This is a genomic window from Clostridium sp., from assembly GCF_036642255.1.
GTDB lineage: Bacteria > Bacillota > Clostridia > Clostridiales > Clostridiaceae > Clostridium_J.
The window spans coordinates 1-13,463 of sequence record NZ_JAVWDJ010000064.1; the positions used below are offsets into that span (position 1 = coordinate 1).

At 32.3% G+C, this 13,463-nt stretch carries 21 protein-coding genes; all 21 read left to right on the top strand.

All coding sequences use genetic code 11. The features are described 5' to 3' along the window. On the top strand, positions 1-1,008 hold a 1,008-nt coding region (locus RR409_RS19270; protein WP_332559406.1), incomplete at its 5' end, for a phage major capsid protein. Between the two features lie 45 nt (positions 1,009-1,053). Continuing rightward, the gene (locus RR409_RS19275; RefSeq protein ID WP_332559407.1) at positions 1,054-1,332 is read left to right on the top strand and encodes a head-tail connector protein; all 279 of its coding nucleotides are present in this window, start codon (positions 1,054-1,056) and stop codon (positions 1,330-1,332) included. Further along, on the top strand, positions 1,329-1,664 hold the full coding sequence (locus RR409_RS19280) for a phage head closure protein (protein WP_332559408.1): 336 nt from the start codon (positions 1,329-1,331) through the stop codon (positions 1,662-1,664). Before RR409_RS19275 ends, RR409_RS19280 begins: the two co-directional genes overlap by 4 nt. After that, positions 1,657-2,073 carry an HK97 gp10 family phage protein gene (locus tag RR409_RS19285; RefSeq protein ID WP_332559409.1) on the top strand — a complete coding sequence of 139 codons (417 nt, stop codon included), beginning with the start codon at positions 1,657-1,659 and terminating at the stop codon, positions 2,071-2,073. The genes RR409_RS19280 and RR409_RS19285 overlap by 8 nt, the downstream gene beginning before the upstream one ends. Next, positions 2,070-2,570 (top strand): DUF6838 family protein, encoded by a 501-nt coding sequence (locus tag RR409_RS19290; protein WP_332559410.1) that lies wholly within the window; start codon positions 2,070-2,072, stop codon positions 2,568-2,570. The genes RR409_RS19285 and RR409_RS19290 overlap by 4 nt, the downstream gene beginning before the upstream one ends. A 1-nt stretch (position 2,571) precedes the next feature. Further along, the gene (locus RR409_RS19295) at positions 2,572-3,633 is read left to right on the top strand and encodes a phage tail sheath C-terminal domain-containing protein (RefSeq protein ID WP_336747211.1); all 1,062 of its coding nucleotides are present in this window, start codon (positions 2,572-2,574) and stop codon (positions 3,631-3,633) included. A 12-nt stretch (positions 3,634-3,645) separates the two neighbouring features. Further along, a complete protein-coding gene (locus RR409_RS19300; RefSeq protein WP_332559411.1) occupies positions 3,646-4,089 on the top strand; it encodes a phage tail tube protein in 444 nt (147 codons plus the stop codon). Positions 4,090-4,099: 10 nt separating this feature from the next. Beyond that, positions 4,100-4,486, top strand: coding sequence for a hypothetical protein (locus RR409_RS19305; protein ID WP_332559412.1), 387 nt, complete (start codon positions 4,100-4,102; stop codon positions 4,484-4,486). Positions 4,487-4,689: 203 nt separating this feature from the next. Beyond that, positions 4,690-6,369 (top strand): hypothetical protein, encoded by a 1,680-nt coding sequence (locus RR409_RS19310; RefSeq protein WP_332559413.1) that lies wholly within the window; start codon positions 4,690-4,692, stop codon positions 6,367-6,369. Between the two features lie 10 nt (positions 6,370-6,379). Then, the gene (locus RR409_RS19315; protein ID WP_332559414.1) at positions 6,380-6,781 is read left to right on the top strand and encodes a hypothetical protein; all 402 of its coding nucleotides are present in this window, start codon (positions 6,380-6,382) and stop codon (positions 6,779-6,781) included. Then, positions 6,781-7,731, top strand: a complete 951-nt coding sequence (locus RR409_RS19320; protein ID WP_332559415.1) for a hypothetical protein — start codon at positions 6,781-6,783, stop codon at positions 7,729-7,731. Before RR409_RS19315 ends, RR409_RS19320 begins: the two co-directional genes overlap by 1 nt. Further along, positions 7,731-7,991: a DUF2577 family protein gene (locus RR409_RS19325; protein WP_332559416.1), complete on the top strand. Its 261-nt coding sequence runs from the start codon at positions 7,731-7,733 to the stop codon at positions 7,989-7,991. The genes RR409_RS19320 and RR409_RS19325 overlap by 1 nt, the downstream gene beginning before the upstream one ends. After that, a complete protein-coding gene (locus RR409_RS19330; RefSeq protein WP_332559417.1) occupies positions 7,988-8,437 on the top strand; it encodes a DUF2634 domain-containing protein in 450 nt (149 codons plus the stop codon). The genes RR409_RS19325 and RR409_RS19330 overlap by 4 nt, the downstream gene beginning before the upstream one ends. A 1-nt stretch (position 8,438) precedes the next feature. Beyond that, a complete protein-coding gene (locus tag RR409_RS19335) occupies positions 8,439-9,482 on the top strand; it encodes a baseplate J/gp47 family protein (RefSeq protein WP_332559418.1) in 1,044 nt (347 codons plus the stop codon). Next, positions 9,475-10,032 carry a YmfQ family protein gene (locus RR409_RS19340; RefSeq protein ID WP_332559419.1) on the top strand — a complete coding sequence of 186 codons (558 nt, stop codon included), beginning with the start codon at positions 9,475-9,477 and terminating at the stop codon, positions 10,030-10,032. Before RR409_RS19335 ends, RR409_RS19340 begins: the two co-directional genes overlap by 8 nt. Before the next feature lie 15 nt (positions 10,033-10,047). Beyond that, entirely contained in the window at positions 10,048-11,352 is a 1,305-nt protein-coding gene (locus RR409_RS19345; RefSeq protein WP_332559420.1) for a hypothetical protein, read from the top strand. Continuing rightward, positions 11,353-11,652: a hypothetical protein gene (locus RR409_RS19350; RefSeq protein WP_332559421.1), complete on the top strand. Its 300-nt coding sequence runs from the start codon at positions 11,353-11,355 to the stop codon at positions 11,650-11,652. It abuts the gene before it with no gap. Between the two features lies 1 nt (position 11,653). Then, positions 11,654-11,809, top strand: coding sequence for an XkdX family protein (locus tag RR409_RS19355; protein WP_332559422.1), 156 nt, complete (start codon positions 11,654-11,656; stop codon positions 11,807-11,809). A gap of 112 nt (positions 11,810-11,921) precedes the next feature. Next, entirely contained in the window at positions 11,922-12,308 is a 387-nt protein-coding gene (locus tag RR409_RS19360; RefSeq protein ID WP_332559423.1) for a hypothetical protein, read from the top strand. A gap of 186 nt (positions 12,309-12,494) precedes the next feature. Continuing rightward, positions 12,495-12,950 carry a hypothetical protein gene (locus RR409_RS19365; protein ID WP_332559424.1) on the top strand — a complete coding sequence of 152 codons (456 nt, stop codon included), beginning with the start codon at positions 12,495-12,497 and terminating at the stop codon, positions 12,948-12,950. Positions 12,951-13,268: 318 nt separating this feature from the next. Continuing rightward, a partial coding sequence (locus RR409_RS19370; RefSeq protein WP_332559425.1) for a DUF6273 domain-containing protein occupies positions 13,269-13,463 on the top strand: 195 nt, incomplete at its 3' end.

Below are 13,463 nucleotides of genomic sequence, written 5' to 3' on the forward strand. Positions count from 1 at the left end.
GATAACTTACCTATTGAGGGTACAGAAAATAAAACTTCTAAGGATCTAGGAATCATTTTAGCAAAAGCCATCACTGGAAGAGCAACTCCAGAGGAAGTAAAGAACTTGATGCAAGAAAATACTCCAGAAGGATCTCCAGATAAAGGCGCAGTAACTGTTCCTAAAGATGTTAAGACAAGAATCATGGAGCTGCAGCGAAAATCCTTTGATGTGAGAAAGTATATAAATATTGAACCTGTTGGAACCAATAAGGGAAGTAGACCTATTGAAGCTAACGAGCCTGAAGCAACTGGTTTTGCTAGCGTGGATGAAGGAGCAGATATTCAGGCATTACATGAACCAGAATTTGATGAACTTGAGTATGTAATCAGAAAGTATGCAGGATATATCCCATTAACTAATGAGCTATTAGAGGATAGTGATGAGAATATGTTAGCTTATATTGAAAAATGGATGGCTAAAAATGAGTTAAATACTTATAACTATCAAGTATTTAATGGCACTGGTAGCAAATCAGCCCAAGGAATCATGACTGCAGAGGGGTTAAATGAAGAGTCTATGGATACTGTTCCAACCATCAAGAAGTTTAAATCAATAATAAATAAGGATTTAGAAGATATTGATTCAGATAATATTGTAATCTTCACTAATGCTCATGGCTATGATTACTTGGATGGATTAGAAGATGCTAACAAGAAACCATATCTTCAGCCAGATGTAACAAAAGCTAGTGGATATACTTTCTTAGGAAAAGAGATTGTAAAGGTGCCATCAAAGTTCTTAGCTAATGTTGTTGGTGGTGATGCTGTGGAAAGAACTCCTTTTATTATTGGAGATTTAAAACTTCTATATACCATGTTTGATAGAAAGAGTATGTCCATTGAATCTACTAAAATTGGTGGAAATGCTTGGAGACAAGATAAAACTGAGGTTAAAGGAATATTTAGATTTGATGGTAAGTTAGTAGATAAAAAAGCTGTTAAATTATTATTAGCAAAGTTAGCTTAACACCATGAGGGGAAAACTCCCCTCGACCCTTAAGGAGGGGATAGTTTGAACTTAGAGGAAATAAAACAATTTTTAAGAATAGATTGGGAGGAAGAGGATACTCTTCTTTCAACCCTTCAATTGGCAGCGGAAGAATACTTATCTAATGCTGGAGTTAGAAAAAATTATTCAAAGGCACTTTATAAACTAGCCATCCAACTATTAATTTCAAACTGGTACGAAAATAGAAATACTGTGCTCATTGGAAGTATCTCTAAAAAGATAGAGTTTTCACTGCAATCTATAATAACTCAACTAGTTTATACCCAAGAGGTGATCTCATGAATGCTGGAGAGTTAAGACAAAGAATTGAAGTCCAACATTATGTTGATATTGAAAATGAATTATTAGAAGAAGTGAAAGATTGGAAAGTTTATAAAAACGTATGGGCCAGTATTAAATGTGTAGGTCATGGAAGAGAGCAAATAAAAAATAAAGAACAATCAAGTCTTAACTATGAAATTACTATAAGGTATATTCCAGGGATTACTACTAAAATGAGAGTAAAGCACAAGGAAAAATACTTTAATATTAATCATGTGGTTAACTATAATGAGCTAAATAAGGAACTTCACTTATTTTGTACTGAGGTTGTAGAAGGTGTGTATAATGAGTAAGTTTCTAGAATTAGAAGGATTTGATAGCTTTCAAAAGGACTTAATTAATGTAATAAATAAAAGGTATCCTCAGGAAGCAAAGAAGTTTATGAGAAAACAAGCTAATGATGTTAAGAAACAAGCTAAAGATGATACTCCAATTGAATCTGGTGAATTAATTGAGCATTGGAAGACAAGTACAAAGGGAAAAAATAAGGCCACAGCAAATTTTATTGAAGCTAAAGTTACTAATGATGCCCCACATTCTCATTTAGTTGAAAGTGGACATATGATTAAAAATGGTGATGGTGAATATGGATATTACCCTGGGGTCCATATGCTTGAAAAGGCTGTTATTAAGAAAAATGGTGAGTTTGAAGATGAGCTGCATAATTTTATTGATAAAGCATTACAGGATTTAAAGTTATGATTACTTATACTGAGTTATTAAGAGCTGTAAATTTAGTACTTAAAAATAGTTTTCCAGAGATAAATAGAGTAGCCAATGATATTAAAAGCGGGTTTAAAAAACCTGCTTTTTTTACGCAATTAATACCAATAACTGAAAATGATTATAATGGCTATTCTGAAAAACTTGTTATGATTAATATTCATTACTTCTCAGAATTCAAAACCAATGAGGATATTTATAAGATCTTAGATAAGTTAAATAAAACATTTAAAAATAAGGTAAGAGTTTGTGATAGAACCATAACACTTGGTGGTAAGAGCTTTGATATCACAGATAATGTATTGCAGTTTAAATTTGCTTTAGAATTTATAGATGCAGAAGACTACATTGAAGTTTCTACACCAGAGGGACCAATATATATTCCTAAGCAGGATATTGTTGAGGAATTAGGATATACCCCTGAGAGCATTACAGTGATGGAAGAATTAGAATTAAATGAAAGTGAAGGTGATTAATTTGGGATTACCAGAGGTAATTATAGAGTTCCAAAGTAAAGGAACTAGCGCAATTCAAAGAAGTGGTAGAGGTGTAGTAGCTTTAATTTTAAAAGATTCTACTAAGGTAGACTTCCATACTAAAATATACAAAGGGATTGAAGAAGTTTCAAAAGAGGACTTTACAGCTAAAAACCATGATTATATAGCAAAAGTCTTTATGGGAGTGCCTGCAAAAGTTATTATTGAAAGAATAGCTGCGGATGCTGCAGATTATAATGAAGCACTACAGAGATTAAAAATCAAAAGATTTAATTACTTAGCCATACCAGGAATTAATGAAGCGGACACAATCAATGTAGCTACATGGTTTAAAGGTTGTAGAAATACAGATAAGAAAACATTTAAAGCAGTACTGCCTAACTGTGCTGGTAATGATGAAGGAATTATTAACTTCACAACAGAGGATAATTATGATGGTACAACTAAATATAGTGCCAGTGAATACACTGCAAGAATTGCGGGAGTATTAGCAGGAATACCACTTACAAGAAGTGCAACTTATTATGTCTTAGAAGAATTAGAGTCAATAAAAGAATCAATAAATCCTAACGCTGACATTGATGAAGGAAAACTAATCCTTATTAATGATGGCGATAAGATCAAAATAGGGAGAGGGGTTAATAGTTTAACTACCACCTCAGCAACCAAGGGAGAAGATTTTAAGAAAATAAAAATCGTTGAAGGTATGGATTTAGTTCGTGATGATATTAGGGATACATTCCAAAATCAATATGCTGGAAAGGTTATTAACAACTATGATAATAAAATCTTATTTTTGGCAGCACTAAATGCTTATTTTAGGGATTTTGAAAAGTCAGATGTGTTAGACCCCAATACGGATAATAGGGCAGAAATTAATATTATAGCTCAGAAGGAATATCTAACTGTCAAAGGTGTAGATGTTTTAGCACTTAATGATCAGCAAATTAAAGAGTACAACACTGGAAGTAAGGTGTTTTTAAGCGCTTTTGCTAAATTTGTTGATGCCATGGAAGATTTATATTTTGAAATAAACATATAGGAGGTGTATTCTGTGTCTCAAATTAGAGGTAAGAACCAAATCAATGGTACTTGGGGACAAGTATGGTGGGATGGAGAGTTATTATTTGAACTAGAGGCTTTTGAAGCAAAGGTAACAGCTAAAAGAGAAGAAGTTAATATTGGGATGGATGAAGATTCAAAATTAGTAGGGTTAAAAGGAGAAGGCAGCATTAAGGTTAAAAAGATGTTTTCTCGAAATCTTAAAAAGTTTCTTGAAGCCTGGAAAAAAGGGGAAGATCCTAGAAGCACTCTTGTTAGTAAGCTAAGCGATCCTGACACAGTAGGAAAGCAAAGTGAAAGAGTGAGTATAGGGAATGTGTGGTTTGATGAAATTACCTTAGCCAACTTTGAAAAAGGTAAGAAGTTAGAAGATGAATACAAATTTGGATTTACACCAAGTGATGCAAGTTTCCTTGATGTAATAAACGTAATTTAGGAGGGATTGTATGTCTAAAGAAGTAAATACAATGGTAAAGAAGAAGTTAAATATAGCAGAGCTAATTGCAAATGCTGAAAATATAAAAAAGAAGAAAGAAGAAACTAAAGAATTTTATGTGAAGAGTCTTGATGGTACTGTAACTATTATGAAGCCTAATGCAGAATTAATGTCTGATTGTTTTGATATGGAAGACTCTCATGAATCAGATTTATATTTAATTTATGAGAGCTGCATTGAGCCAAATTTAAAAGACCCGCAACTTCATGCAGCTTACGGAACAGTGGGATATGAAATTTTAGATAAGATTTTTGATCCAGGAGAAATTGCAGGACTCTCAACTTCGATTGTAGAATTTGCAGGATATAAAAACTCCATAGAAGAAATAAAAAACTAATTAAGGGTAATTCAGAATTATATTTTTTACATTATTACACCCAAAATGGGTTTACACTGGATTACCTTGGAGCTTTAAGAACCATAGAAAAAGACTTCTATAAGGCTAGTATGGATTTAGCCTTTGATGAAAAGTTAGAAGAAATTAAAGCTAGATCACTTACCTTTGGTAGGTGATTTTGCTTTTTTAGGTGGTGAAAATACATGGCAGGGAAAAAACATGTTATTGGTGCAGTATTAACACTTAAAGATAATATGAGCGCTACCCTTAGAGGGGTGCGAAAAGAACAAAACCAGTTTAAGGAAGATGTTAAAAGTGCTAGAAAAGAATTAGAAAAGACATATAAAAATAAAATAAAAGCAAAACTTGATGCTACTGAAGCACATAAAACAATTGAAAAGTTAAAAAAGAACTTAGAACCATTGAGAAAAAAGGTAGTTGCTGCAGTGGCATACAAGGATATGATGTCACGAAAGCTTAATAAGACTACGAATGAGCTAAAATCTCTAGGAAGAAGAGTGTTTAAACCAGTAATTGCAATAACTGATAAAGCAAGCCCTATAATAAAAAACATTGGTGGCAAATTAGCTGGTATTGCTAAGGGTGGTCTATTTGGGGCAGCAGCTGGTGTAGGTGCAGCAGGAATAGGGGCGCTTAAAAGTGGTTCAGAGCTTGAGCAACAACAGGTATCCATGGGACACTTTATTGGAATTAACAACAAAGACAAATCAGAATCTGAAGTTAATTCAATGAGAGATTCATTTCTTAAGGACCTAAGAGAAAATTCAAATGTTACACCCTTTACATCTAGTGAAGTTATCGGAGCAGGTACAAGAGCTTTAGGAGTAACCGGTGGTAATACCAAGGATGCAATGGAACTTGTAAAAGTTGCAGAGGATATGGCAGCATTAACTCCAGGGAAAACTGTACAAGATGCAATGGAGGCCTTGGCCGATGCTAAGAATGGCGAAATGGATAGGCTCAAGGAGTTTAATGCTAAGGTATCAGCAGAAGAGTTTGAACAACTTGGATTTAAAGGTGTAGTAGATGGAAAGCTCAAATCACAATTTGCTGGCGGTGCTGCTAAGTTATCTAATACAGGAGCTGGTTTAATGTCCACTATTAAAGGAAAGATTGGATCTAAAGCTCAAGATTGGGGACTTAGTATGTTGGAAAAATCAAAACCAATGCTACAAAGTATAATTACTTTATTGGATAGCCCTAAGTTTGCAAGTTTCTCTAAGAAACTTGGAGATGGATTAGCCTTTGTAGGAAGTAAAGCCAGTGAATTTGGAAAATTAGTAACTGATAATTGGACAACTATTGCTGGGAAGTTTGATTGGGTTGGTGGTAAAGTTGGCTTCTTCAAGGAACTTTGGAGTACATCATGGAGTGGAATGAAAGAAGTTATAAATACCACAATGCCTATTATTGAACCTATATGGAGTATTATATCCAGTGGAACCAGAGCAGTGTTTGAAGGGTTTCAATTAGCATTTCCTTATATTAAAAGCGTAGTGAGTAACACATGGGACTTTGTTAGTCCTATTTTTGATATGCTAGCTAGTGGACTAAGTTGGGTAGCAGATGGGGTAGGAAAAGTTGCTAGTTGGTTAGGTGGGAAAAATAAAGGTAATACATCTAGTGGAAGAAGAGGCGGTGCAACCAGTGTAGATGGTAGTCATGCTAATGGATTAGACTATGTTCCTTATGATGGTTATATAGCAGAGCTGCACAGAGGAGAGAAGGTAGTTACTGCAAAGGAAAATAGAAGTGGTAAAAATCCGCAGGTAATAGTTAATATAAATGGCTCCAATATGAGTGCTGAAGAAGTAGCAAACATATTAGTACCCAAAATAAAACTAGCATTAGAGAATATGTAGGAGGTTTGATATGGATATTTTTATTTATAAAAGTGATAGAAGTGAAGTTATTAAACTTCCTGTGATTCCAAATGAAGTGATGATAAGTTCACCACAAAAAAATGAGGTTTTCGAGAGCATATCTCTTGGAGAATTAAAACTCATAGGACTTAAAGGATTAAAAGCTTTAAGTTTAAGTAGTTTCTTTCCTGTGAAGAGTTATGGATTTTTAAGAGATAATACTTATAAAGGCTTTGAGTATGTTAATAAAATTGAAGAGTGGAGAAGTTCACAAAAACAAATGAGGTTAATTATTACAAGCACTAATATTAATATGCCAATAACAATAGATAACTTTGAATATGGAATCAGAGATGGTTCAGGAGATGTTTATTATAATATGACTATCAGTGAATTCAAGGAGCTGATATAATGCATAAACTTATTAGAAATATTGGGCAAATGGATGTAACTGGAGATGTAGGATATATAACTCGCAGAAGTAGTATAAATGAATTAGCAGAGCAGTTAGATTTTAATTTAAGTCATAATAAAGTTGGTTTAATTAATCCAGGGAATTTAGTATTGCTTTTTAATGATAATAAAGAAATTTATCAAGGTGTAGTTATTAGCGATAATGCTCAAGGTAAAAATTCAATTGAATACCATGCCATGGATTATGCTTTTTATTTAAATAAAAATGAGGATATATATCAATTTAACACAACTGCAAGTGATGCAATAAGGACCATTTGCCAAGGGTATGGAATACCAATTGGTTATATAGTAAGTATTCCAACTAAAATAAAAAAGATTTTATCAGGTACCTTGAGTGATATTATAAAAGAAATTTTAGAACTAGCTGAAAAGGATCAAGGAATTAAATATACCATGGAAATGATAGCTAATAAATTTTATATTGAAAAGAAAATTGATAAGGTAATTAAATTAACTACAAATTTATTCGGAACTAACCTTGATATAACTAAGTTTATAGCTAATCCAAGTAGAACGCGAAGCATTGAAAATATGAAGAATTCAATACAAATTATTCAAAGTGGAGAAGAAAGTTTCAAGGTTATTACAACCGCTAGAGATTACTCTTTGATTGAAAGGTATGGATGGCTTCAACAAAATTATGAAATTGATGAAAAGGATATAGCAAAGGCGAAAAATATAGCCAATAATATGCTGAAGGATCTTGGTAAAATATTTGAAGATACTTCTTTCGAATTACCTGGACATGATGATGCAAGAGCTGGAAGAATACTTGAACTTAGTGAGAGTTTCACTGGAATGAGTGGAAGATATTTAATTAAAGATTGTACTCATAATATAGCTAATGGTATTCATAAAATGCAATTGGGTTTGGAGTTGATATAATGGATTCTGTAAGTGAGCTAGCGAAACTTTTTCATGAACGAAATAATCCTAAGAAACTAGGAACTCAGGTTGGAAAGGTGATTGCTGCATTTCCAAATATAAAAATATCTTTAGGGAAAAAGGTAGTTTTAGATAAAGATAATCTTATAATTTGCGATGCTATCTATAACAAAGTACTGGTTAGAAATGATGAGGTAGTTTTAATTCCAACAAATGATGAACAAAGATTCTTTTTAATTGATAAGGTGGTGAAATTGTGATATTCCCACAAGAAGAAGTTAATATAAATCAAATTCAAAGTACAGTCTTATCTAATAATATAGGTAAGTCTTTTTTATTTGATTTCAATACAGGAGATTTTGTGCTAAAGGATGGTAAGTTAGTTGTAATAGAAGATATTGAAGCCTTAAAAGTTTGGATTGAAAAAATTCTTAGAACTGAAAAATATAAGTTTAAGGTATATGAGAAGGAAGATACAAGGCTTGAATATGGAGTAACTCTTCAGGATTTGATAGTAGGAAATAATTATCCTATAGAATTTATTCAAAGTGAGATTAGAAGAGAAGTGGCTGCAGCTCTATTAAAGCATCCATTAATTTTAGGCTTAGACAATTGGAATATTGAAAAGGATAATCCGATTTTGAAAGTAAGCTTTAGAGTGCTATTAAAGGATGGAAGAACACTAGGAAATGAGGTGAGTTTCTAATATGGCTGAAAGCAAAGAAGTTATTCATGCTAGAATTTTATCTCATATTTCTAGTGAGTATGATAAATCAGAGGGAGGATTTTTCTATGATGCAACCAAACCAGTGGCTATTGAATTAGAAGGCTTGGATTTAAAAGCTGATGATATATTAAATAAGGGTTTCGTAGATACAGCAGAGGATGAGTGGCTTGATCTTAAAGTAATACAACAAGGACTATATAGAAAGCTAGCTACTAAATCTAATGGTGAGGTTTTAATAGTTGGAGCCAATGGAGCAACAATAAAAAAAGGTGATAAAGTAGCCAGTGATACTGTAAACTTCATATTCCTTGAAGATAAAATTATAGATAACACAGGACACTCAATCGTGAAAGTTCAATGTGAGGAATCAGGAGTAATAGGCAATGTTCCCATAGGAGCAATAAAATACTTTCCTGTAACACTAGCTGGATTAACAAGTGTTAGTAACACTGCAGCATTTAGTAATGGATATGATAAGGAAATAAATGAATCCTTGAGACAAAGATATTATGACAAGGTCAGAACTCCTGCAACAAGTGGAAACAAGTGGCATTATCTTAATTGGTCAAAAGAAGTTACTGGAGTAGGTGATGCAAAAGTATTTCCTCTTTGGGGTGGAAATGGCACCGTGAAAGTAGTTATCATAAATTCTAATAAGCGTGGAGCTAGTGCTGAGTTAATCAGTGAAGTCGCAGCACATATCGAAAATAATAGACCAATTGGAGCAACTGTCACAGTTAGTTCTGCAGTGGAAAAAGATATAAATATAAGTGTAAATCTTGTTATAGATACTAAAAATTTTACTTTAGACCAGGTTAAAAAAACTATTGAAGATAATATTGCAAGTTATCTAAAGGACATAGCATACAAAGAAACCTATGTATCTTATGCTAAATTAGGAAGCATTATATTTAACTCTAGTGGAGTAATAGATTATAGTGACCTGCAGATTAATAGTGGTATTATAAATATTTCTATTGAAGATGAAGAAGTAGCAGTTTTAGGGGGTGTGGTTATTGGATAGAAAAACTACACTCCTTTCTTATATGCCTTTATACTACAGAAAATCTAAGATTATAGACAATATTAATAGTTCTAATGCTTTGGAATTAAATAGGTTTCATAGTAGATTAGATAATATTTTGAATCAATTTTTCATAGATAAAGCTGATTTCACCCTTGAAAGATGGGAAAGTGAATTAGGCTTAGATGTGAATAATAATTTGAACGTAGATTATAGAAGATCTAGAATTAAATCTAAACTAAGAGGACAAGGAACTGTAACTGTAAGTTTAATAAGAAATGTGGCTGAAAGCTTTAGTAATGGTGAAGTTGATTTAATTGAAAATAATGCTGCCTATGAATTTACAATTAAATTCGTAGGTGTTAAAGGAATTCCACCTAATATGGAGGACTTGAAAAAAGCTATAGAAGAAATCAAACCTGCGCACCTGAATTACAAATTTGAATATACTTATTTAACTTGGGATGAGTTTGAAAAATATAATAGGACGTGGGACCAGTGGGATGTATTGAATCTTACCTGGGATGAACTTGAAGTTCATATATATTAGAAAGGATGTGCAAAAATGCCTAGTGCTAATAAAACACCTGTAATTGGTTTAAGTCAGTGGCAGGGTAATGAATATATAAAGCGTCAGGATCTTAATGAAGATAATCTTAAAATAGATAACAAGATTAAAGACCTGCAAGAAGAAATAGGTAATATTCAGGTTCCAGTGACAAAGGTTAATGGGAGAACAGGAGAAGTAGTATTAACGGCAGCAGATCTAGGAGCTGAAACTCCATCTGGGGCACAATCAAAGGTGAAAGTACATGAGGATAAATTAGATCCTCATCCCCAGTATGCATTGGATAGCGATTTAACGTCATTGAGTGAGACGGTGGAGTTACAATTGGGAGAATTGGAGACAGAAATTGAAAGCTTAAATACTGATAAAACAAATAAAAATGACTATGTAGCGAACAATGCTTTTGCAGTTACAACTGGAACTGCCACAGCTTATACTGTAACACTAAGCCCAGTTCCTGCTGCTTATTTAGATGGAATGACTATAACAATACTTCCTCATGTAGATTGTGGTGCAAATCCAACACTTAATATCAATGCATTAGGTGCTTTAACTATATTAAAACAAGATGGTTCGGCTATAGCAAGTGGAGATATAAAAACAAATAAACCTTTAAGCCTTGTGAGGGTAGGTAGCAATTTTTTTGTTCGTAGCTCAAGTTCAAAAGGTGCAGCATGGAGAATACCTAGTAGTATACCTTCGCCAAATGGAAGCACATTTTACAAATTCTTATACGGATTCGATGCAATTATTAAAGAAGATGTAAGTGGGTATTATCAATTTTCAATAGTTTCATCAACAGGGCTTAAATTAACGAGAAAATTTTATACTTTTACCGACACATTGCTCGAAACAATTGATGTTGCTATATCGCTCACATCAACGGGTGGCAATCTTAAACATGATGGTAAGTATATCTACGTATTTGGGACTACCAATAGCAATAATAGTGTGTGCCTTGTTTATGAGTTAAACTTAAACTTAATTTTTTCAATAACATATTCAACAAACAATACGCATTATATGGGGCAAGCATGTTGCGATATAAAAACATGTAACATTAGTTTTTATAATTCAAACTATCTATATGTATATAATAATGGAACAAAATTAAAAGAAAAAAATATCGGCACAATAACATATTCTTTCGCAAAATTTATTTCCTCTACACTTATTGTATATAGTTCTGGAACATCGCTTATTTTTTGGGATACAAACACCAATATGATCGTAGGAAATACTATTGGTAACTCAGCAGCAGTTGGTAATATGTTAAATTATATAAATATGGAGGTCGTATAAATGTATATTAAAATAAAAAATCTATCAAACAATGGTATGTGTGATTATAAAGGATTGGACATAAATCTAATTGAAAGCGGTACTCAGTTATATCCTTCAGCAGAAAATACAGCATATTTCAGTTATAATGGTGAAATAATCAATAATCCTGATATAATTCAAATAACAGAAAATGAATACATCCTTGCAAAAGAAATTGATGCAAAAAATAGACCAATTACACTTGAGGATAAAGTAGCACAACTTGAATTAAGTAATGCAAACATGGAATATATTTTAATGATGGGAGGATTGATATAATATGCTTACTTTTGAAAAAATCAAAGGATATTATGTTAATGGTTTATGGAGTAAGACTATGGTTTGGGATTCTATTAATTGTCCTAAACCTAAAATTACTCAACAACAATACACAGAAATAACAGGTGAAGAATGTCCAGTAGAAAGACCCTCTTAGGCATAGCTTAATTAATTTAATGTTAATAAATATAAGTAACATTGACTTGACGTATATACAGTGATAGTATGATTTTTAGTAAACTCAATAATATATAAGGGGGGACAATATTATGAAAGCTAAAAATTTATATATTGGGATATTAATATCAGCTCTTGTTTTTGTAACGGGTTGTACTGCAAAAAATAGTGCTATAGCTGATGGTAATAGTGAAAATACTACTTCACAAAATGTAGAATTTGAATCTGGTGAGATAAAAGATATTACTGAACTAATGATGAAAATACAAAGTGAAGAAGGGGTTATGGGGATTAATACATCAAAAGATAATGATACTGTTACTGCAGATATTACATTAAAAAATGATGCTGATAGCGGTAAGGCAAAGGCATTAGCAGATAAATATGCAAAACAAATTAAAAAAATCTATGATGCTAAAAAAGCTAATGTAAATGTAATCCAAAATGAAAAAAATATTGCTAACGTTGTAGCTAAATAATAGTTAATGAATAGACTCCTCTTTTGAGGAGTTTTTATTTTACATTTGATTGTATAATAGAATAATGGGATAACTTTCCTATTGATATAATATTTGGTATAATATCCATTAAGAATAATTAAGATGAATTTGTTTTATTAGAGGGAATAAAAATTATTTATATACAATGAAGGGAGCGATTAAAAAATGGTGCATTTGGTATATTGTGATGACAAAGAAAAGGTTTTGGAGAAAATCCTTGATGGTACTAAGACTATGATTGTAAGAGGTGCGGCAGGAAGAAAAATTCCTCATAGCAGAGTTTTTGAAGGTGAAACGCTATACTTTATGAAAAAAGGAACAGGAAAGATATCTGCTTTGGCTACGGTAGTAAGTGTTCAAAACTATGTTAAATTGACAGAAGATGAAATTGTAAAAACACTTCAAGAAAATCAAAGTATTCTTAATCTGTCTAGTAAGCAAAAAGAAAGATGGCATAAAAAATGCTTATGCTTAGTTGAGTTTAAAGATGTTAAGGAAATTGCCCCTTTAGAATTTGATCGTCAAAATAATATGGATGACTGGCTAATCATCGAAAAGATTGAAGATGTAGTCGTAGGCACTAGTATCCCATATAATTATGATAATTCCAAGTTTAAATAGAGTTAATAGAATAGTAGTACTCACTATTCTTATCAAGCGACGTAGGCAAAACATACGTCGCTTTTGATTTAAAAGACGACCTTTGCATAAAGGGTATCTTAGATTTAAAGTATAAATTAAATCAATCTTACTTAAAAATTCCTATATTGTTTTAAATAAGGGAGGATTTTATAAACTATTATGGAATATAGTTGCAAGAGTGTAATTGTCAAAATTTGCAGCGAAAAAGTTGGGGATTTTAATGAAAACGGAATCAGGAAGCCAGATAAATTAAGGCTTAGAGATTCCGAGAAAATATAACGCTACAGGGAGGTAAAAATGCAAGTAGGAGATAAAATAGTACTTGACAGATACGAATGGCGAATACTTGACATACAAAACAATACGGCTTTAATTATAACCGAAGATATTATAGAACAACGCCCTTACCATGATGCTTATAAAGATATAACATGGGCTGACTGCGCGTTAAGAAAATATCTTAATGGTGAATTTTATGACAAATTCAACGCA